The sequence below is a fragment of the Rhizobium yanglingense genome, from assembly GCF_977109285.1.
In genome coordinates this window covers 772,974-792,787 of record NZ_CDSAWY010000004.1, presented here as the reverse complement: position 1 = coordinate 792,787, position 19,814 = coordinate 772,974, and the positions used below count along the sequence as shown (strand labels likewise).

Here is a 19,814-nt window from a genome sequence, read left to right as displayed (position 1 = left end):
ACGCTTTTGTGTTCGGGGATGCATTTTTTTCAGGGCTTTATCGCCTTGATTTAGAACGTTCCAAACCGATCCGCAAACGGTGTGACTGCGCTGCAATTCATTTCTTGACAAATTTGGATCGTTCCAATTAACTCCGAATGGTCTTGGAGGAGCAATCATGAGCAGGGAGCGGGTGACCGTTATCGACATTGCGAACGCCGCCGGCGTTTCAAAGTCGACCGTGTCGCTCGTGCTGCAGGGAAGCTCGCTCGTTAACGAAACGACGCGCGCCAAGGTGAATGCCGCAATCCGCGAGCTTGGTTATGTCTATAATCGGGGCGCTGCCAATCTGAGGCAGGCGAACGCCAAGTCAAAAATCGTCGGCATGGTCGTCAACGACCTGACGAACAGCTTCTTCGCCGAGCTCGCCGTCGGCATCGACAGCGTCATGCAGTCGGCGGGTTATGTGCAGTTTCTGGCCAATACCGGCGAGAATATCGACCGGCAGCGCGAAGTCATTGCATCGATGCGCGAGCACGGGATTTCCGGGCTCATCATCTCGCCGGCCCGCGGCACGGAGGCTGCAGGATTTCGGGGCGCTCGCCAACGCCGGAATCCCTGTCGTCATGGCCGTCCGCAATGTGCCAGGTGCGCGGGTGTCATCGCTGACGTCGGACAATCACGCGGGAGCGGCCGCCTCCGTCGCGCATCTTGCAAAGCTCGGCCATCGCCGCATCGCCTTTCTCGGCGGCTTTCCGGATACCGCCGTCTTTACCGAGCGCTTTATGGGATATCGCGATGCGCTGATCGACGCGGGGCTGGATTTCGACGCGGATCTGGCGATCGGAGCGGCACCCTCGCGAGCGGGCGGCGTCGAGGCGATCGAGCGGGCGATGCGGCTAGCTGCCCCTCCGACGGCTGCGGTCTGCTTCAACGACGCGGTTGCCTTCGGCGTCTGTGACGGGCTTCGAAGCCGCAAAATAGAGCCTGGCGCCGAGTTCGCGGTGGTCGGTTTCGACGATGTGATCGAGGCAAAGACGGCGGTGCCGGCGCTGACGACTGTTTCCGTCGATCCGCAAGGCATGGGGCGCCGGGCAGCGCAGCTGCTTTTGAAGCAGATCAATTCGGGGACGGCTGAGCCCGAAGCGCTGGTCAAAAGCGTGCGCCTCGTCGTCCGTCAAAGCTGCGGCACAGGCATTCAAGGAGGCGTGCGATGACGAATTGGGGTTTGATCGGTGCCAGCACGATCGCCAGGGAATGGGTGATCGGTGCGATCCGCGCAGCGGGCGGCGAGGCCGTCTCGGTGATGAGCACGGACGCGGCGCGCGGCAAGATTTACGCGGCCGAGAACGGCATTGCGAAATCGGTGACCAGCGTTGCCGACCTCGTCAATGATCCGGATGTCGAGGCTGTCTACATCTCGACCACCAACGAACTTCACCGCGACCAGGCGCTGGCGGCGATCCAGGCGGGCAAGCATGTGCTGTGCGAGAAGCCGCTGGCAATGAGCCAGGCCGATGCGAATGCGATGGTAAAGGCTGCCAGGCAGGTGGGTGTTGTGATGGCGACGAACCACCACCTGCGCAATGCCGCCACCCACCGCGCCATGCGCGATGCGATTGCAGCGGGCAAGATCGGCAAGCCGCTCGCTGCCCGTGTCTTTCACGCCGTCTATCTGCCGCCGCACCTGCAGGGCTGGCGGCTCGACCGGCCAGAGGCGGGCGGCGGCGTCATCCTTGATATCACGGTGCACGATGCCGATACCCTGCGCTTCGTGCTCGGCGACGATCCGGTCGAGGCGATCGCCTTCGGCCAGAGCGGCGGCATGGGCAAGTCCGGGCTGGAGGATGCCGTCATGGGCGTACTGCGCTTCAAGTCCGGCGTCATCGCGCAGTTCCATGACGGTTTCACCACGAAATATGCAGAGACCGGCTTCGAGGTGCATGGCAGCGACGGATCGCTCGTTGCCAATAACGTCATAACTCAGCGTCCAGTCGGCCGCGTGACCCTACGGAATGCAGAAGGCGAGACCGAACTCGAATGCAAAAACACCAATCTCTACGAGGTTGCGCTCAGGGCCTTCCACGATGCGGTTGCTGGGAAGGGCAGGCCGTCGGCGACGGGTGAAGACGGCGTCTGGTCGCTTGCGACCGGCCTTGCCGTCGTCGAATCCGCAAGGACCGGCAAGCTGGTCAAGATCGAGCCGGGGCTCTGACATGGACAAGCACGTCACACCCGCCGACGCTGCAGCCCTGATCCCCGACGGAGCGATCGTCTCGGTCTCGTCGTCCAGCGGCCTCGGCTGCCCCGATCTGATGCTGAAGGCGATCGGCGAGCGTTTCGAAGCGACCGGCCATCCACGCGATCTGACGACGCTGCACCCGATTGCGGCGGGCGACATGAGCGGTATCAAAGGCGTGGACTACATCGCCAGGAAAGGCCTGCTGAAGAAGATCATCGGCGGCTCCTATCCCTCCGGCCCGTCAGGCGCCGAGCCGCCATTGATCTGGCAGATGATCGGCAACGACGAGATCGCCGCCTATAACGTACCGTCGGGCATCCTCTTCGACATGCACCGTGAGGCGGCCGCCAAACGGCCGGGGGTGGTGACCAAGGTGGGGCTCGAAACCTTCGTCGATCCGGCGCGCGAAGGCTGCGCCATGAATGCCAAGGCCGCTGCCGAACCGCTCGTCAAGAAAATCAGCTTCGAAGGCGAGGACTGGCTGTTCTTCAAGGCAATCGCACCGCAGGTGGCGATCATCCGGGCGACGACGGCGGACGAGCGCGGCAACCTGACATACGAACATGAAGGCGCCTATCTCGGCGGCCTCGACCAGGCGCTCGCCGCCCGCAACAATGGCGGCATCGTCATCGCGCAGGTGAAGCGCATCACCAAGGAAGGCTCGTTGAAGCCCCACGATGTCCGCGTTCCGGGCGTGCTCGTCGACTATGTCGTGGTCGATCCCGACCAGAAGCAGACGACGCAAACGCTCTACGATCCGGCAATCTCCGGCGAAATCTTCCGGCCGCTCGACACATTCCGCCTGTCGGAATTCAATATCCAGAAGGCGATTGCGCGCCGGGTGGCGCAGGAACTGCAGGGTGGGAGCGCCGTCAATCTCGGTTTCGGGATTTCGGCCAACGTGCCGCGCATCCTGCTGGAAGAGGGACTTCACGGGGCGGTGACATGGGTGATCGAGCAGGGTGCCGTCGGCGGCGTTCCGCTTCTCGACTTCGCTTTCGGCTGTGCCGCGAATGCCGATGCCTTCATGCCGTCGCCCTATCAATTCACCTATTTCCAGGGTGCGGGCTTCGATGCCTCGCTGCTGTCGTTCCTGGAGATCGGCCGCGACGGCTCGGTCAACGTCTCGAAGCTCTCCTTCCGGCCACACGTAACGGCAGGCGCCGGCGGCTTCGTCGATATCACGGCGCGGGCGAAGAAGATCGTCTTCTCCGGCATGTTCAATGCCGGCGCAAAACTCGGCGTCGAGCACGGCAGGCTGATGATCGAGAAGGAAGGCAAACTCAAGAAGCTGGTCAACGCCGTCGAGCACGTGACCTTCTCGGGTCCGCGCGGCGTGGTCCAGGGGCAGGACGTCACCTATGTCACCGAGCGGTGCGTAATGAAACTGACGCCGGATGGCATCGTGCTGACCGAGATCGCACCCGGCGCCGATCTGCAGGCACATATTCTCGACCAATCGGAATTTCCATTGATCGTTTCGGACAAATTGAAGGTCATGGACGACGCTCTCTTCGGTGAAGCGCCGATCGGCCTCAAGCTGCCAGAAATGCCAAGGCGGGTTCTGGAAGGAGCATCCCATGGGTGAGGTGAAGGTCTTAATCGAAGGTCACATCGCGGTCATGACCATCTCGCGGCCGGAAAAGCTCAATGCCTTCGATATCGACATGCTGAAGGCGCTGGCCGCGGCCTGCGACGCGGTGGAGGCGAACGCCACGGTCCGCGTCGCCATTCTGACAGGCGAGGGAAAGGCCTTTTCTGCGGGCGGTGACATCAAGGCCTGGGGCGGCATGCAGGCCAATGAGTTCGGCCATACCTGGGTGCGCTTCGGCCACCGCATTTTCGAGCGACTCGCGACGCTGCGCATGCCGCTGATCGCAGCGCTGAACGGCCATGCGCTCGGCGGCGGTCTGGAACTGGCGGGGGCTGCCGATATCCGCATTGCCGAGAACCAGATCAAGATTGGCCTACCTGAGACAGGCCTCGGTATGATCCCGGGCTGGTCGGGCACGCAGCGGCTGGTCAAGCGCTTCGGCGCGCAGATCGTCCGGCGGATGGTGCTCGGCGGCGAGATGTTTTCGGCCGACGAGGCAAAGGCGAACGGTATCGTCGACGCCGTTGTCGATACCGGCACATCGCTTGCCGCGGCCAGGGACTATGCCGCGCGCATTGCACTTCGCGGCCCGGCGGCGCTGGAGATTTCGAAGCTTCTGATCGCATCGGCCAATGGCGAGGACAATGGTGCGGCGGTCGAGGCGCTGGGATCGATCCTGGCTGCCAAGACCGGCGATCTCAAAAGAGGGCGTTTCGGCATTTGCCGAAAAGCGTCCGGCTCAATTCAAGGGAGAATGGTGATGACGGTGCTGCTGAAGCCGCAGAAGCTCGTCGATGCGAAGGTGCGCGAGTTCAGCATGCTAATCGACGGCAAATGGGTGGAGGGCATCGAGGCAGGCACGATTGAGCGCGTGGCCCCGAGTCATGGCGTTGCCGTCAGCCGCTACAAGGCAGCGACCAAGGATGATGCGGTCAAGGCGATTGCTGCGGCCCGCAAGGCATTCGACCATGGTCTGTGGCCGCGCATGACAGCCTCCGAGCGCTCCAACATTCTGCTTAAGGCCGCGGACATGATCGCCGCGCGTACCGATGAACTTGCCTATCTCGACGCGATCGAGGCCGGCAAGCCGATCACGCAGGTCAAGGGCGAGATCGCCGGTGCTGCCGACATCTGGCGTTATGCGGCAGCACTTGCCCGCGATCTGCATGGCGAAAGCTACAATACGCTGAGCGAAGGAACGCTCGGCGTCGTGCTGCGGGAGGCCGTCGGCGTCGTCTCGATCATCACGCCTTGGAATTTCCCGTTCCTGATCGTCAGCCAGAAGCTGCCTTTCGCGCTTGCAGCGGGCTGCACGGCGGTCGTCAAGCCATCTGAACTCACCTCCGGCTCGACCCTCGTGCTCGGCGAAATCCTGATGGAGGCGGGCGTTCCGGCGGGCGTCGTCAACATCATCGTCGGCACGGGTGCAGCCGTCGGCGCGACGATGACCGGGCATCCCGATGTCGACATGGTCTCCTTCACCGGCTCGACCGGCATCGGCCGGCTGACGATGGAAAACGCCTCGAAGACGCTCAAAAAGGTGTCGCTGGAGCTTGGCGGCAAGAATCCACAGATCGTGTTTCCGGATGCCGATCTCGATGCCTTCGTCGATGCCGCTGTCTTCGGCGCTTATTTCAACGCAGGCGAGTGCTGCAATGCCGGATCGCGACTGATCCTGCATCGCGACATCGCCGACGACGTGACGTCGCGGGTGGCGGCGCTGTCGCAAAAGGTGAAGGTCGGCGATCCACTGGATCCATCGACGCAGGTGGGTGCGATCATCACGCCGCAGCATCTGGAGAAGGTTCAGGGCTATGTTTCCGCCGCCGCGGGCAGTGGTGCGAATGTCGCGCTTGGCGGCAGCCATATCGACTTCGGTTTTGGCCAGTATATGGCACCGACGATCCTTTCCGGCGTCAAGCCGGAGATGGCGGTGGCGCGCGAGGAGGTGTTCGGACCGGTGCTTTCGGTGCTGACCTTCGAGACTGCGGAGGATGCCGTCCGCATCGCGAACTCCGTCGATTACGGCCTTTCGGCCAGCGTCTGGAGCTGCGACTTCGACACCTGCCTGACGATCGGACGAAAGGTAAGGGCCGGCACGATCTGGATGAACACCTTTATGGATGGTGCGGCGGAACTGCCCTTCGGCGGCTATCGCCAATCGGGCCTCGGTCGCGAGCTCGGGCGGCATGCGGTGGAGGACTATACGGAGACCAAGACGCTCAACATGCATATCGGCGCCCGGACGGGCTGGTGGATGCCGCGCTGAGCCAAGGGCTTGCGTTCTGGGAGGACCGCTTGGTGAAGCAGCAGGACATCGTCATCATCGGCTCGGGGATCGGCGGGGCGACCATTGCTGCCGCGCTTGCTCCTTCTGGCGCCGATATCCTCGTCCTTGAGGCGGGCGAGCATATCGAGGACCGGCCGGAGAACCGCGACCAGCGCGCGATCTTCCAGCGCGGCCACTTCCGGCCAAAGGAATTCTGGTACGAGAGGGACGGCAAGCCGTTCAATCCCGGCAATTACTACAATGTCGGCGGCAATTCGAAGTTCTTCGGAGCGGTCATGGTGCGCTACCGGCGCGAGGATTTTTATGAGATGCAGCATCTGGAAGGCATCTCGCCCGCATGGCCGTTTGCCTACGAAGAACTGGAGCCATGGTATAGCCGGGCGGAGCAGCTTTATCAGGTGCGCGGGCAGATCGGCGAAGACCCTACCGAGCCTGCGCATTCGCAGAACTACGCCTTTCCGCCCGTGCCCGACGAGCCGTCGATTGCGCTTGTGCGCGAGCGGATGAAGCGGAACGGCCTGCATCCGTATTCGCTGCCGCTCGGCATCGATATCGAGCGCTGGCTTGCCAAGGCGAAGACGCCCTGGGACGCGCATCCGAACAGTTTCGACGGCAAGATGGATGCCGAGACGATCGGCCTTGCCCTGGCGCTGCAGCATCCGAACGTCCGGCTGCAGACCGGATCGCGGGTGACACGGCTTCAAACGGCGGCTGACGGCAAGCGCATCGAGACGGTTCATTACCGGAAGGATGGAGCCGACGAGGCGGTCTCTGCGAAGCTCTTGATCCTTGCGGCAGGCGCGGTGCAGTCCGCCGTCTTGCTGCTGCGCTCGGCGGACGAGAAGAATCCAAAAGGGCTCGCCAACAGCTCGGACCAGGTCGGCCGCAATTTCATGAACCACAATTCGAGCGCCGTGATCGCGATCTCGCCGACCTATCGAAACGACGCGATCTATCAGAAGACCTTCGGCTTCAACGACTATTACCTCACGGACGACGCGAGGGCCGCCGCTCGGCAATGTCCAGCTGCTCGGCCGCGTTTCCGGCGCCATCCTCAAGGCCAATATGCCGTCGGTGCCGGAATGGATGCTGAACAAACTCTCGGCGCATGCGATCGATTTCTATGCGATGAGCGAGGACATTCCGCATCCCGAAAGCCGCATCATGGTCGATGGCGAGCGCATTCTGTTGCAGTGGGTGCGGACGAACTGGCCGGCGCATCTGATGCTGGTGAAGAAGCTGAAGCAGGCGCTGAGGGCGGCGGGCTTTCCTCTGGTGCTCTCGCGGCCATTCGACAAGCGCACGCCGTCGCATCAGTGCGGCACGGTCAAAATCGGCAACGATCCGGCGCAGGCGCCGCTCGACATCTGGTGCCGCGCCTACGACCATCCGAACCTCTTCGTCGTCGATGCGAGCTATCTGCCGACGTCCGCCGCGGTCAATCCGGCGCTGACGGTGGCAGCGCAGGCGCTGCGCGTCGGGGATCATATCCTGCAGAAGGAACTCGCGTGATGGCACAGGGAAGGCGGCCGGTCGCGCTTGTCGCCGGAGGAAGACAAGGTATCGGACTGGCTGTTGCCGAGGCGTTGGCGAAGGCGGGGCATGACGTCGCGATCACCGGAATAGAGGATGTCGGGCCGAACGATCCGGTGGTCGAGACGCTGCGTTCGCTCGGGGTGCGACGCCTCTTGCCTGGGAAGGCTGACACCGGCGAGATCAGTTGACGGGCATGCCGCGAGACCATCGAGCACGTCCTGCAGACATTCGAGGCAATCGACTGCCTGGTGAACAATGCCGGCATCGGTTCGATTGTCCGCGGCGACTTCATCGAGATGAAGCCGGAGAATTTCGACGCGGTGCTCGACACCAATCTCCGGGTGAACGGTGTTCTTCACGCAGGCGGTCGTCAAGGCGATGCTGGCAAGCGGCGCCGGGCAGGCAACTCGTTCGATCGTCAACATCGCCCTCCGTTTCCTCTGAGCTGACGTCGCCGGAGCGGCTCGACTACTGCATCAGCAAAGCCGGCCTTTCATCCTTCACCAAGGGATTGGCGGTGCGGCTTGCCGAGTCGGCGGCATTGGCGTCTTCGAAGTGCCGGCCAGGCATCATCCGCACGGCGATGACGGCGACGGTATCCGAAAAATATGAGGCGTTGATTGCAGACGGGCTCGTGCCCGATGAAACGCTGGGGGGAGGCTGAGGACATCGGCGCGATCGTCGCAGCCCTCGCGTCCGGAAGCTTCGGCTTTGCCACGGGCTCGGTGATCGATGCTGGTGGCGGGCTTTCGATCGGCCGCCTTGGAGCGGGGGATTTGGGATGGCATACGACTACATCATCACCGGTGGCGGCCCGGCGGGCTGCGTGCTCGCCAACCGGCTGAGCGAGGATCCAAATGTCAAAGTGCTGCTTTTGGAAGCAGGCGGCAGCGACTGGAACCCGCTGTTCCACATGCCGGCAGGCTTTGCTAAGATGACGAAGGGCGTCGCGAGCTGGGGCTGGGAGACGGTGCCTCAGAGGCACATGAAGGGCGGGGTTGCTTGCGCTATACGCAGGCCAAGGTCATCGGCGGCGGCTCGTCGATCAATGCGCAGCTCTATACGCGGGGCAATGCCGCCGACTACGATCTGTGGGCCAGCGAGGAGGGCTGCGATGGCTGGGACTATCGCTCCGTGCCGCCCTACTTCAAACGCGCCGAAGACAGACCAGCGCTTTGCCGACGACTACCATTCCTATAAGGCGGACCGCTGGGCGTTTCGATGCCGGTTCCCGCGCTGCCGATTTGCGACGCCTATATCCGGGCGGGGCGCAAGAGCTCGGCATTCCCTATAACCACGATTTCAACGAGCCGGCATCAGGCCGGTGTCGGCTTCTATCAGCTCACGCAGCGCAACCGCCGCCGCTCCTCGGCCTCGCTCGGCTATTTGTCACCGAATCGGAGACAGGGGCGACCTGACCATCCGGATGAATGCCCGCGTTGTGAGGATCGTTATTGAGGGTCGGAAAGCGATCGGCGTCGAGGTTGCCGGCCGCAACGGCGTCGAGCTCATCCGCGCCGAGCGGGAGGTCCTCGTTTCTTCTGGTGCTATCGGGTCGCCGGAGGAAACTGCTGCTGCAATCCGGAATCGGGCCTCGCGGACCATCTGAAAGCTGTTGGCGTGGATGTAGAAGCATGATCTGCCCGGCGTCGGCGACAATCTGCAGGATCATCTCGACCTCTTCGTCATTTCCGAATGCACCGGCGACCACACTTATGACGGCGTCGCCAAGCTGCACCGCACGCTTTTCGGGCGGGCTTGCAGTATGTGCTCTTCCGCTCAGGCCCCGTGGCCTCCTCGCTCTTCGAGACCGGCGGCTTTTGGTATGCGGATGCAAACGCGCGCTCCCCCGATATCCAGTTCCATCTCGGCCTCGGTTCCGGTATCGAGGCGGGCGTCGCCCGGCTGAAGAACGCCGGGGTGACGTTGAATTCCGCTTATCTGCATCCGCGCTCGCGCGGTACTGTGCGTCTCGCATCTGCCGATCCGGCGGATGCGCCGCTGATCGACCCGAATTACTGGAGCGATCCGCATGACCGGAAGATGTCGATCGAGGGCTTGAAGATCGCCCGCGAGATCATGCAGCAGGCGGCTTTGAAGCCTTATGTGCTGGAGGAAAAGCTGCCGGGAAGCGGCATCGTCACCGACGAGCAGCTTTTCGACTACGGCTGCGCCAACGCCAAGACGGATCACCATCCAGTCGGCACGTGCAAGATGGGCGCGGATGCCATGGCCGTCGTGGGTCTCGATCTGAAGGTGAGGGGGCTGGAGGGACTGCGCGTGTGCGACAGCTCCGTCATGCCGCGTGTTCCCTCGTGCAATACCAACGGTCCGACGATCATGGTCGGCGAGAAGGGAGCCGACATCATTCGCGGGCGCGAACCCTTGCCACGCGCCATCTTCTCCTGGGAACGCAACGACACGCGGCCGAGAGCAAGGTCAGACGTTCGCTAGACAGGTCAGGCGCGAATGAAGAGCGCGCCGACGAGGCCGAAGATAACGATCGATTGAAGGATGAACATCGGCAGTTGATCGGACATGTTTCCCTCCCATGGGCACGATTTTCATGCTTGTTCGGTGACAGTCATGCTGCCGGCCAAAGCCGGAATGCTGGAGGCGAATGCTGCCACGGCATCATGACGAGCGCAAATCACCTTTCCGAATATCGAATTCCTCTTTTTTGCGATCGGAAGAGCAAAAGATGGTATAATCGCTTTCGATGCGATGTGCGGCAGACACCGCTTTGCGAATGTCCGAAGAGGAATAGCATTCGAAACTTAGGCGGTTTTGCAATATTCGAGCGTCGCATCATAACACAGCATGGAACCTTTTATGCACTTAGTAGTTTTAGAGTGTACAGGAGGACTACTATGACCAATGATTTTAATAGACCTGGCCCGGATGTTCGTTCCACACCGGGCAGCGACCGCCGGTCACCATGGGCCATGTGGATCGGTATCGCGGCTGTTGTTGTAATCATAGCCCTTGCAGCGATTTACTGGCCGCGCACGAGTGCACCGCCAGCCACACCGCCCGCCGGCGAGACAACAACGACCCAGCCGCCAGCTACAACGCCACCGGCAACGTCGACCGCACCGGCAACGCCACCGGCAACCGAGCCGGCCCCGGCAACTCCGGCACCGGCAACGCCGCCGGCTACGGAACCGGCACCAGCGACACCGCCGGCAACGCCGCCGGCAACGCCTCCGGCGCAGCAGTAAGGTAAGCCCGCCAACCATGAACCGACCCCCGAAAGTTGGACATCAACCTTCGGGGGTTTTGCATGTCCAAATACCAGCCTGGCTTTTAGGCTTTCTGTTGTGGAGTTTTATGAGAAGGGCGAGCTCGGGAAGTCGGTGCGCATTTCGGATAGTCCCTGTGCATCGATGCCCACATCGACTGGGCGGCCGCAGTTCGTCGTACGAGCACACCCATACGGTCTGGTCGGATTACATCTTCCGGCAGTTGACAGGCGATAGCGGCGCGGGTGCGACGCTCGGGGAACTGCAAATCCCGCGTCTATGGCATCGGCCCGCAGATCGGTTACAAATTCGAAGCCAACGACACCACCGACGGGTATGTGAACCTGAAGGGCTACTGCGAGTTCGGAGCGGAGAACCGTGGCTGACGCTGACAGTCTCACCAGCGGAGAGGTTCGCAGAGTGTTGCAGCGATCAATTGAACCCACCGCCGATTGCGGGACGTTCGCCGCCATCTCAATCGCTATTCGCCGCCTAAGAGATTGGTTAGAACGCCTCCATGTCCCGTCTGCGCTACCAATCCGCGACAATATCGACTATACTTTCGTCCCCTGAATATCTTCGCTTGTTCGTCGGTCGCTCCTTCTCGAGAAGGGGCGCGTCGAAATGTCAGCTTGCAGCAATTAGCTTGATCTCACCATCCATCCGCCATGTGCCGTGGTCGGCGAGGGGTGCTCGGATGAAACCGAAACGACGACACTACTTTTGCCTGGCAGTTGCTCTTGCGATGAGCTTTCCTGCCATCGCCGGCGCGCAGCAGACGTCGGCCAAGACGCCACAAATCGGCCTTCTCGCATGGTGGCCCTGCGGTATGCCGTATGCGAGCGAAACCAGTGAGTTCGGAATGTTCATGCAAGGGCTTCACGACCTGGGTTACACGCTGAACGAACTCAGCTTCGAGTGCCGGAGCGCGAGTAAGCAAGACAGTCGCCTTGCGGCCGCGGCGAGGGAACTGGTGCAGCTCCCTGTGGACGTGATCGTGACATCGTCTCAGCCGGCGGCGACATGCTGCCCACAGGAGCGACCGATGCGATTCCGATCGTGACCGATCGTCAGCGGTGACCCGGTTGCGGTAGGCTTGGCGACGCAGCCTCGCAAAACCTGGGCGGCAATCTCACGGGCGTCAGCTTACTACGCCACCGAACTCAGCTGCCAAACGCCTGCAGCTTTTGATGGAGGCCATACCGGGGCTTGCCACTGTCGGCGTGCTGGCAAACCCGGTGGTGTCCTATCTCCCCTTCGAAGCGGACGCCAAGCAAGCGGCCCGCCACGCTCGGCAGTTGGCGATGAGGCTCCAGCACAGTCAGCGAGCCGGGCGAACTCGATGCTGCGTTCTCGCGCATGAAGGCCGATGGCGCTCAAGCTGCCTTCGTGCTTCCCGACCTCATGCTGGCCGACCAGTCGTCGCAAATCGCCGCCTTGGCGATCGAGCATCGCCTGCCCACCATGGCTTGGGGCTCGTGGTACGTCGCAGATCGGCTGTCTGATGGCCTATTCGGCTAACTATGGCGAAATGCAACATCGGCTCGCCTTTTATGTCGATCGCATTTTGAAAGGCACCAACCCAGGGGCGTTGCCGATCGAGCAGCCGACGAAGTTCGACTTGTCGGTCAATCTGAAAACAGCCAATGCCCTCGGGATCGAGCTGCCGCAGACCGTTTTGCTGATGGCTGATGAAGTCATCGAGTGAGGATGGTGTGTGGCGTTCGGTCCAGCTCCAAGCCGCCCCGATGCGCCGATCGCTGTTCCGGAAGTACTTCCTCGCCTTCTTCGCTGCGGTCATTGTCCCGCTGGCTGTTAGCGGCATCGGCGACGCCTGGTTCGGCTATCGCGACCAGCGTGCCATGCTCAGCGCTCTACTAAGGGTAGAGGCCACATCGGCGGCCGGCAAAATTCAGAGCTTTCTCGACGGCATCAAGGATCAACTGGGTTGGACGGTCCAGCAATCCTGGACCCAGGATGAGGGACAGCATCGGCTGGATGCATTACGAGTGATGCGACGAGTCCCGGCGATCGTCAGCATCACCCTTGTTGACGATGTCGGCGTCGAACGGCTGCATGTCTCCCGTACTGACTTGAACAGGATGGAAGGCGGATCGGATCGCTCTGGCGATCCTGCTGTCGTGGGAGTTCGTTCGAATGGCACATGGTATGGGCCAGTCACCTTCCGCCATGGCTCCGAACCGTTCATGACCATGGCCATGGCCGGAAACCGCAAGGCAGGTCGCATCGTCGTCGCGGAGATCAACCTGAAGCTTGTCTGGACAGTCGTTTCGGAAATTCGCGTCGGTAGTAGTGGCCGGGCGTTTGTTCTCGATCAGACCGGCCGGCTCATCGCCCACCCCGACATCAGCAAGGTGTTGCAGGGCACTGACGAGAAGACAGCGGCGGCCCTCATCAGATTGCGGGACGAAATTGCCGCCACAGGCGGACAGGCGACCACGGCCCCCAACGCCGAGAATGAACCGGTTGTGACCGCCATGGCGGCGATCCCCAATCTCGGTTGGACCGTGTTCGTGGAGCAGGCGCAGGCCGAGGCTTTCGCACCGCTGTATGCTTCATTGTGGCGGACGGGTGGCCTGCTGTTCGCCGCCGCCGTCTTCGCATCGGCGCTTGCCTACTGGCTTGCCAGCCGGATGACCGGACCAATCCGCCTGCTGGAGGAAGGCACCGAAAAAATCGGTGCTGGACAGTTCGAGCACCGGATCGACATCGCCACAGGAGACGAATTCGAACGGCTAGCGGACCGGTTCAATAAAATGGCGCAAGAACTCGCCGTATCGCGGGATCGTTCAGAGCGAATTGCACGGCTGAAGCGTTTTCTGGCGCCGCAGGTCGCGGAACTCGTCGAAAAGTCCGGCGACGAGAGCGTGCTCGCCGGACAGCGCGCAGAAGTCGTCGCTGTGTTCTGCGATTTACGTGGCTTCACCGCTTTTTCGGCGCACACCGAACCCGAGGAGATCATGCAGGTCTTGCGGGAGTACTATGAGGCACTCGGCGCGATCATTACACGCTACGAGGCCACGCTGACCAACTTCGCGGCAGACGGTTTGATGGTGCTCGTCAACGCCCCGGTGCCATGCTCAGACCCGGCGCTTCGTGCTGTTGAGATGGCGATCGACATGCAGGACGCCATCCAGCGCCTGATCGCCGAATGGCGTCTGCGCGGTCATGTGATTGGCTTCGGCATAGGACTGGCGATGGGATGGGCGACGGTCGGCCGAATTGGTTATGAAGCCCGTGTTGACTACACTGCGATCGGACATGTCGTGAACCTTGCGTCGCAACTCTGTTCGTCCGCCGATGATCAGCAAATCCTCGTCGATCACGCCGTGGCGCAATCCGTGCGTGGCAAAATTTCATTGGTCGCGCTCGGCCCGCGGCAGCTCAAAGGTTTCGATGAGCAAGTACCAGCGTATGAGCTCGGAACGGGAAGCGCCAGGTCGGATGCCATGCCATCCGGATGAGGGTCGAAAAGTTAGGTTTGGCCGTAAGCCTGCGGCAACTTTGCGCCATGATCTCGCGGCCAATTCTCTTGCTCTTTGACAGCGGCCATCGCGTTAGGTGCGGGCGATGGATTCGACTTCATGCGCGTCGACAAGCAGCAGCTTGGGAAAGCTCGATCTTTTATAATGATAACGAGCGATTAGTTTAAACTGTGCGTTTTAGCGATCTGACAACTTCTGGTCAGCATGCACGTCGCGGCCATCGCGCCGAAATTCCGCGGACTAGAAGAGGCGAGCTCGAGGATGGATGAAACGCGATTGCCTCCAGTTCTGCGCGTATTAATTGCATGAATTACTTAAACAAGATGGTTGATTGCATTATCGGTGATACTTCTCGTACCGATATTGAATCTAAACATCGAGACCATAGAAAAAATTTCATTTGCATACTCGAGTTTCATCGATATAAAATATAACTAATAAAAAATATACATGGAAACGCCCTTCTATTCGGCCTGTAGTGTAAAAAGTCAGGATTGGCGAAAATGAAGGACGAAAATCTATTACTTGATCCGCGTGATCATAAGATACTTTCAGTATCAAGGGCACTTGGTTATGTGTTCGCCTTTATGCTGATTTTCACGATCGCCATGGCGATGATCCCCAATCAGTTTTTCATTGTCTCCACGCGCGCAGTCATCAATGCGCCAGTGCAAATGATCGCCTCGCCGATTTACGGCAGGGTGGACAGGATTTCCCTGCAGGTCGGACAAGTCGTCAAGCTCGGCGATGTCATGGCGACGGTCTCCAATCCCAACCAGGACCAGACGTCGCTGACCGGCTTGCGGCTTGAGAAGCTCGATCTCACCGAAAAGCTGAACAATACGAGAAGCGTCGTTCAGGAACGCACCGACCAGCTCCAGAAGGTCAAGAGCCAGATCGCGGACGTCAAGGACGGCGTGATCAGCGAGCTTTCGGCGGTCATCGAGAATGCCCGTTACAACGTGCAGACCTACGAGGCGCGGCTCAATGAACAAAACGCCCTGCTGCAGAGGCAGCTGGTGCTTCTGAAGAAGAAGCTGATCTCCGAGGCCAGCATCGAACCGCAGCGCCAGAAGCGTAACGCCGCGCAGTACGAACTCGACTCCGCGCGCGGCGAACTGCGCCGCAACGAGATTGTCCTGTCGCTCGTCGAACGCGACATCTACACCGGCGGTACCGTCGCCGCCAATCTGCTGACGCTTGAAATGCAGCGCACCAAGCTTGCCGGCGAGATCGCCGAAGACAACATCGAGATCAACCAGATGACGGAGCGCAAGCAGCAGGTCGAAAACCTGATCGCACGGGAGGAGGGTCGGCTTGGCAAGGCCGGGGCCGCCGAGGTCGTCGCCGAGCGCCATGGCCAGATCGTCAGCGTCGACGCATCCTTCGGCGATTTCGTGATGCAGGGCCAGCCGGTGGCAAAATCGCTGGATTGCAACGAGGCCTTTGCTGCCGCCGTCTATCGCAGCCGCGATGTGACGTCGCTCGAGATCGGCATGCCGGCGATGGTCAATTTCCGCAGCCTCGGCGTCAAGCGCGACGCCCATATCTACAAGATCGTGCGCTACTTCAACTCAGGCCCGGAAAATCGCTATTACGCGAAGTTTCCGGAAGCCGAAGGCCACGAGGTCTATGTGCTCGTCAAGATCGACGAACCGGCCGGCGAGGGAGGCGGTCCGGCGCATCAGAACAACGACAAATTCTTTGGATGTCATGTTGGCGAGGATGTGATCGTCTCATTGGGCGAGACGATCGTCTCCCGGATCGCCCGCTATTCGAAGCTGGCGATGGACAGGCTGGCGTCGCCCGGGACGATGCTTTCGGCGTCCGCGCTTTTCGACAAGGCGACGGCGCCGCGCTCAGCCGCTGCCGAACCCGCCAATCCGTAACGCCCGTTTTCGCCGCTGCATTGATGAGGGTCAACAATGAAGCATCTGAGATCGACCATCAACAAGGGACGCTTGCTGCTGCTCGCCGCGGCAGTGATTGTCCTGCAGACATTCCCAGCGTTTGCCGATAGCGAACATCAGAAGCTTGCCTGCACGCTTTGCGACGGGCTGGCTGCCCAGATGGGCGGCGATCCGGCGCAGCCCTTTGTCCTGCGCAGTTTCGAACCGGCAAACGGCGGGTCGGCGCTCCATCCGGCTCTGGAAAACACCGGCTTTACCTATGACAACGCGCTTGCCCTAATGGCGTTTTACGGCTGCAAGCGAAAGGCCGAAGCGCGCCGGATCGCCGATGCTCTCGTGCTCGCCGTGGAGACGGACCGTCACTATCATGACGGACGGTTGAGGAATGCCTACCGGTCCGGTCCGGTCGCTCCGGGCAAGGAGGGAATGCTGCTGCCCGGTTACTGGAGTGCGGCCAGCAATTCCTGGATCGAGGACGGCTACCAAGTCGGCAGTGCGACGGGCAGCACCGCATGGGGCGCGCTGGCGTTGCTCATGGCCTACGAGGAGACGGAACAGCCGGCCTACCTCGACACCGCACGCAAGATCATGGACTGGATCCACCGCAGCACGGCAGATCCGCAAAGCCCGGGCTATTTCGGCGGCTTTTTCGGCCATGAGCCGGCGCCTGAGCGCATGACCTGGAAATCGACGGAACACAATCTGGATATCTACGCCGCGGATAGCTGGCTTGCGCGTCTGGACGCCGGCGGCGATTGGACCCACCGCGGCGACAGCGCTCTGAAGTTCCTTCGTGCCATGTGGGACGACGGCGAGGGGCGCTTCTATATCGGCAGCGCCCCCGACAGCAACGCTCCGAATATCACGATGTCGGGGCTCGACGCCGAATTGTGGCCGTTGATCGCCGTGCCGGACTTCAAGACCAAGGTCGAGAGGGTCATGGAATGGACCGAGCTTAACCATGGCGTCGATGGCGGCTTCGACTTCAACAGCGACCGGGACGGCATCTGGCTCGAGGGTACGGCGCAGGCAGCACTCGTTCTGCGGCTTGCCGGACAGTCCGAAAAGGCCGAACCCTTGTTCAAGACCATCGCTGCCCAGGTCACGCCCGGCGGGCTCATCTATGCGACGGTCAACGAGCAGCTTTCGACAGGCCTTCAGGTCGGTCCCAACTCCTCGCCCGGCGATTTCAAATATTACCGTCTTCCGCATATCGGGGCGACCGGCTGGGCCGTGCTTGCCGCGCTTGACCTCAACCCTTTCCTCGGCCGCGCGGGCCAGGCGCTGATCAGCAAGGATAGCCCATGTCCCCCGAAGTAGTCACTCTCTCGGACGCCATTCTCTTCTCGCTGCTGGCGCTTGCGCTCATCATGGGATGCGCCTGGCTGCTCGACAGCCGCCGGGGCAAGGATCGCGTCATCTTCGGCATGATCCTCATCGTCATGTTGTTGAATTATCTCTATTTCCGCATCACCAAGACGCTGCCGGACTTCGAATGGAGCGCCTATGCGCTGTGGCCGCGCGCCTATCTCTCTTTCGAAATCGTCGTCATCTTCTATACGGTGCTTTCGATCGTGTTTTTCTTCCGGCGGACGGACCACAGTGCGGCTGCGGACGCGAGCGAACTCACCATCGCCGGCGCCGCATCGCCGCCGGCCGTCGATGTCTTCATCTGCACCTATAATGAAGAGCTATCCATTCTGGAGCGCACGATCCTTGCCGCAAAGGCGATCGACTATCAGAATTTCACTGTCTGGGTGCTCGATGACGGACGCCGCGACTGGCTGGAGGATTATAGCACCGAGGTTGGCGTGCGATATCTGCGGCGCGGCGACAATGTGGGCGCCAAGGGCGGCAATCTCAACAATGCCATCCGGCAGTCGGCGAAGGAGACCAACGCGCCCTTCATCCTCATTCTCGACGCCGATTTTGCGCCGCAACGCGCCATCCTGAAGCGCACCGTCGGCCAGTTCGCCGATCCAGGGATCGGGCTCATCCAGACACCGCAGTTCTACTACAATGCCGACCCCGTCCAGCATAACCTCCTGGCATCGAAGGCATGGGTCGATGACCAGCGCATCTTCTTCGACGTCATGCAGCCGTCGAAGGACGGATGGGGGGCTGCCTTTTGCGTCGGCACGTCCTGCATCGTTCGGCGCGATGCGCTCGGCCTGATTGGCGGCATGCCGGAGGAAACGGTCACGGAGGATATCCACCTGACCTACCGGCTGCTGCAGAAGGGCTTGAAGACCCGCTGGCTGAACGAACGCCTGAGCGTCGGGCTCTCGGCCGAAAGCCTCTCAGGCTATATTACCCAGCGCTGCCGCTGGTGCCTCGGAACCATTCAGGTCGCGCTGCTCCGGGATGGCCCGTTCTTCGGCCGCGGATACACCTTCCTGCAACGGCTGCATTATTTCCACGGACTGCTCTTCTGGTTCTGCCGCCCGTTCATCCTGCTTTTGATGGCAGCGCCGATCCTCTACTACTTCCTCGGCCTGCCGGCGATCCAGATGGAACCGGAAGCCTTCTTCCTCTATGCGCTTCCGATGGTCGGCGGCATGTGGGTATTTCATGCCTGGGTTTCTGGCCGGCGCAGCATGCCGCTCTTTACGGAAGTGTCGCAAATGGTGTCGGCGATCCCTATCACGATCGCCCTGCTTCACGCCCTCATCCATCCATTCGGGCGGCCGTTCAAGGTCACGGCCAAGGGCGAGGACCGAGCGCGCGTCGATGTCCTTTACCCGATCGCCGGGACGTTCCTCCTGGTCATCATCCTGACGTTCATGGGTATGCTCAACGGTCCCCTGATGGGCACCTACAACGACCTCGACGGCTTCAGCGTCGCGTGGGGCATGGTCGTCATGGTCTATGCCTTCGTTTCCCTGCTCGTTTGCATAGAGCTTCCGCGAGAGCCGCTTGACAGCATCCGGTTTCCGCTCGCACGGCAGGCAAATCTTGCACGCGACGGCAATCGTATGCCCTGCACGGTCGACACCATTTCAATCAGCAAGGCCGAGATCACGCTGCATGACAATCGGACGGCCGGGCAGATTCGTGCAGGCGACATTGTAATCTTTTCGCCTTTTGCCGACTTCGACGTCGCGGGCAGGGTGAGCGGCGTGGATAGGTCGCGCCTCGGCCTATCCATGTCCATCGTCGCAGTCCGCGACCGCCGCTACGACTGGGAAATCCGGCAGAGCGCCGAGGATGTCCGCCGGAAGATGATCCAGCGCCTGTTCAGCGAGATGCCGCAGGCCATGCCCGCCCGCGCCTATCCACTTGCCGCCATCCGAGGCCTCTGGCGCCGCACGTTCGATCGCCCCTCGAAGCTTGCCGGTACCATCGAAAAGCACGCCGTCAGCGTCAGATCGCGGCAGGCTCTGCTACGCTGGCAGAGGCCGCGTGACCTTGCACCAAGGGTGCCGCTTTTGCAGATCGGAGCGGCGAGTGCTGCGCCGCCGCTGGCCGAGTGAGCGGAACGACTGCTAATAGAACGGAGTAGAGATCGACATTTT

General features: G+C 61.4%; 11 protein-coding genes and 5 pseudogenes. 15 read left to right on the top strand and 1 reads right to left on the bottom strand.

The annotated features are described in order from the left end of the window. Nucleotides 1-157: 157 nt before the first annotated feature. The 8 genes and pseudogenes from ACW4PC_RS08925 to ACW4PC_RS08890 all read left to right on the top strand — a co-directional run bounded on the left by ACW4PC_RS08925 (nt 158) and on the right by ACW4PC_RS08890 (nt 10,095). Nucleotides 158-1,196 (top strand): annotated as a pseudogene (locus tag ACW4PC_RS08925) (LacI family DNA-binding transcriptional regulator). Further along, the gene (locus ACW4PC_RS08920) at nt 1,193-2,194 is read left to right on the top strand and encodes a Gfo/Idh/MocA family protein (RefSeq protein ID WP_455873523.1); all 1,002 of its coding nucleotides are present in this window, start codon (nt 1,193-1,195) and stop codon (nt 2,192-2,194) included. The pseudogene ACW4PC_RS08925 and the gene ACW4PC_RS08920 overlap by 4 nt, the downstream one beginning before the upstream one ends. 1 nt (nt 2,195) lies before the next feature. Further along, the gene (locus ACW4PC_RS08915) at nt 2,196-3,809 is read left to right on the top strand and encodes an acyl CoA:acetate/3-ketoacid CoA transferase (RefSeq protein ID WP_455873522.1); all 1,614 of its coding nucleotides are present in this window, start codon (nt 2,196-2,198) and stop codon (nt 3,807-3,809) included. Then, a pseudogene (locus tag ACW4PC_RS08910) lies at nt 3,802-4,576 on the top strand (enoyl-CoA hydratase/isomerase family protein). Before ACW4PC_RS08915 ends, ACW4PC_RS08910 begins: the two are co-directional and overlap by 8 nt. Further along, complete coding sequence (locus ACW4PC_RS08905) at nt 4,576-6,084, top strand: aldehyde dehydrogenase family protein (RefSeq protein WP_455873521.1); 1,509 nt, start codon at nt 4,576-4,578, stop codon at nt 6,082-6,084. The pseudogene ACW4PC_RS08910 and the gene ACW4PC_RS08905 overlap by 1 nt, the downstream one beginning before the upstream one ends. Nucleotides 6,085-6,113: 29 nt before the next feature. After that, a pseudogene (locus ACW4PC_RS08900) lies at nt 6,114-7,617 on the top strand (FAD-dependent oxidoreductase). Further along, nucleotides 7,617-8,405 (top strand): annotated as a pseudogene (locus ACW4PC_RS08895) (3-ketoacyl-ACP reductase); the annotation flags it as partial. The pseudogenes ACW4PC_RS08900 and ACW4PC_RS08895, both read left to right, overlap by 1 nt. A 17-nt stretch (nt 8,406-8,422) precedes the next feature. Continuing rightward, nucleotides 8,423-10,095, top strand: a pseudogene (locus ACW4PC_RS08890) (GMC family oxidoreductase). 541 nt (nt 10,096-10,636) lie between these two features. Here the strand turns inward: ACW4PC_RS08890 and ACW4PC_RS08885 are convergent. After that, entirely contained in the window at nt 10,637-10,876 is a 240-nt protein-coding gene (locus tag ACW4PC_RS08885; protein ID WP_455873520.1) for a hypothetical protein, read from the bottom strand. Between the two features lie 252 nt (nt 10,877-11,128). On the opposite strand from ACW4PC_RS08885, the gene ACW4PC_RS08880 reads away from it, so the two are divergent. The 7 genes from ACW4PC_RS08880 to ACW4PC_RS08850 all read left to right on the top strand — a co-directional run bounded on the left by ACW4PC_RS08880 (nt 11,129) and on the right by ACW4PC_RS08850 (nt 19,772). Then, nucleotides 11,129-11,269, top strand: a complete 141-nt coding sequence (locus ACW4PC_RS08880) for a hypothetical protein (RefSeq protein WP_455873519.1) — start codon at nt 11,129-11,131, stop codon at nt 11,267-11,269. A 311-nt stretch (nt 11,270-11,580) separates the two neighbouring features. Next, the gene (locus ACW4PC_RS08875; protein ID WP_455873518.1) at nt 11,581-11,946 is read left to right on the top strand and encodes a hypothetical protein; all 366 of its coding nucleotides are present in this window, start codon (nt 11,581-11,583) and stop codon (nt 11,944-11,946) included. Nucleotides 11,947-12,252: 306 nt separating this feature from the next. Then, on the top strand, nt 12,253-12,591 hold the full coding sequence (locus tag ACW4PC_RS08870) for an ABC transporter substrate binding protein (RefSeq protein ID WP_455873517.1): 339 nt from the start codon (nt 12,253-12,255) through the stop codon (nt 12,589-12,591). Nucleotides 12,592-12,598: 7 nt separating this feature from the next. Beyond that, a complete protein-coding gene (locus ACW4PC_RS08865) occupies nt 12,599-14,368 on the top strand; it encodes an adenylate/guanylate cyclase domain-containing protein (protein WP_455873516.1) in 1,770 nt (589 codons plus the stop codon). Between the two features lie 524 nt (nt 14,369-14,892). Next, nucleotides 14,893-16,278 (top strand): HlyD family secretion protein, encoded by a 1,386-nt coding sequence (locus ACW4PC_RS08860; RefSeq protein ID WP_455873515.1) that lies wholly within the window; start codon nt 14,893-14,895, stop codon nt 16,276-16,278. Between the two features lie 36 nt (nt 16,279-16,314). Beyond that, nucleotides 16,315-17,619 carry a hypothetical protein gene (locus ACW4PC_RS08855; protein ID WP_455873514.1) on the top strand — a complete coding sequence of 435 codons (1,305 nt, stop codon included), beginning with the start codon at nt 16,315-16,317 and terminating at the stop codon, nt 17,617-17,619. Continuing rightward, nucleotides 17,604-19,772: a glycosyltransferase family 2 protein gene (locus tag ACW4PC_RS08850; protein ID WP_455873513.1), complete on the top strand. Its 2,169-nt coding sequence runs from the start codon at nt 17,604-17,606 to the stop codon at nt 19,770-19,772. Before ACW4PC_RS08855 ends, ACW4PC_RS08850 begins: the two co-directional genes overlap by 16 nt. Nucleotides 19,773-19,814 lie beyond the last annotated feature (42 nt).

Coding starts and splice junctions, on each gene's coding strand:
- ACW4PC_RS08905 (WP_455873521.1), top strand. CDS start 4,576: ATGACGGTGCTGCTGAAGCCGCAGAAGCTCGTCGATGCGAAGGTGCGC.
- ACW4PC_RS08920 (WP_455873523.1), top strand. CDS start 1,193: ATGACGAATTGGGGTTTGATCGGTGCCAGCACGATCGCCAGGGAATGG.
- ACW4PC_RS08875 (WP_455873518.1), top strand. CDS start 11,581: ATGAAACCGAAACGACGACACTACTTTTGCCTGGCAGTTGCTCTTGCG.
- ACW4PC_RS08915 (WP_455873522.1), top strand. CDS start 2,196: ATGGACAAGCACGTCACACCCGCCGACGCTGCAGCCCTGATCCCCGAC.
- ACW4PC_RS08850 (WP_455873513.1), top strand. CDS start 17,604: ATGTCCCCCGAAGTAGTCACTCTCTCGGACGCCATTCTCTTCTCGCTG.
- ACW4PC_RS08860 (WP_455873515.1), top strand. CDS start 14,893: ATGAAGGACGAAAATCTATTACTTGATCCGCGTGATCATAAGATACTT.
- ACW4PC_RS08870 (WP_455873517.1), top strand. CDS start 12,253: ATGGCGCTCAAGCTGCCTTCGTGCTTCCCGACCTCATGCTGGCCGACC.
- ACW4PC_RS08855 (WP_455873514.1), top strand. CDS start 16,315: ATGAAGCATCTGAGATCGACCATCAACAAGGGACGCTTGCTGCTGCTC.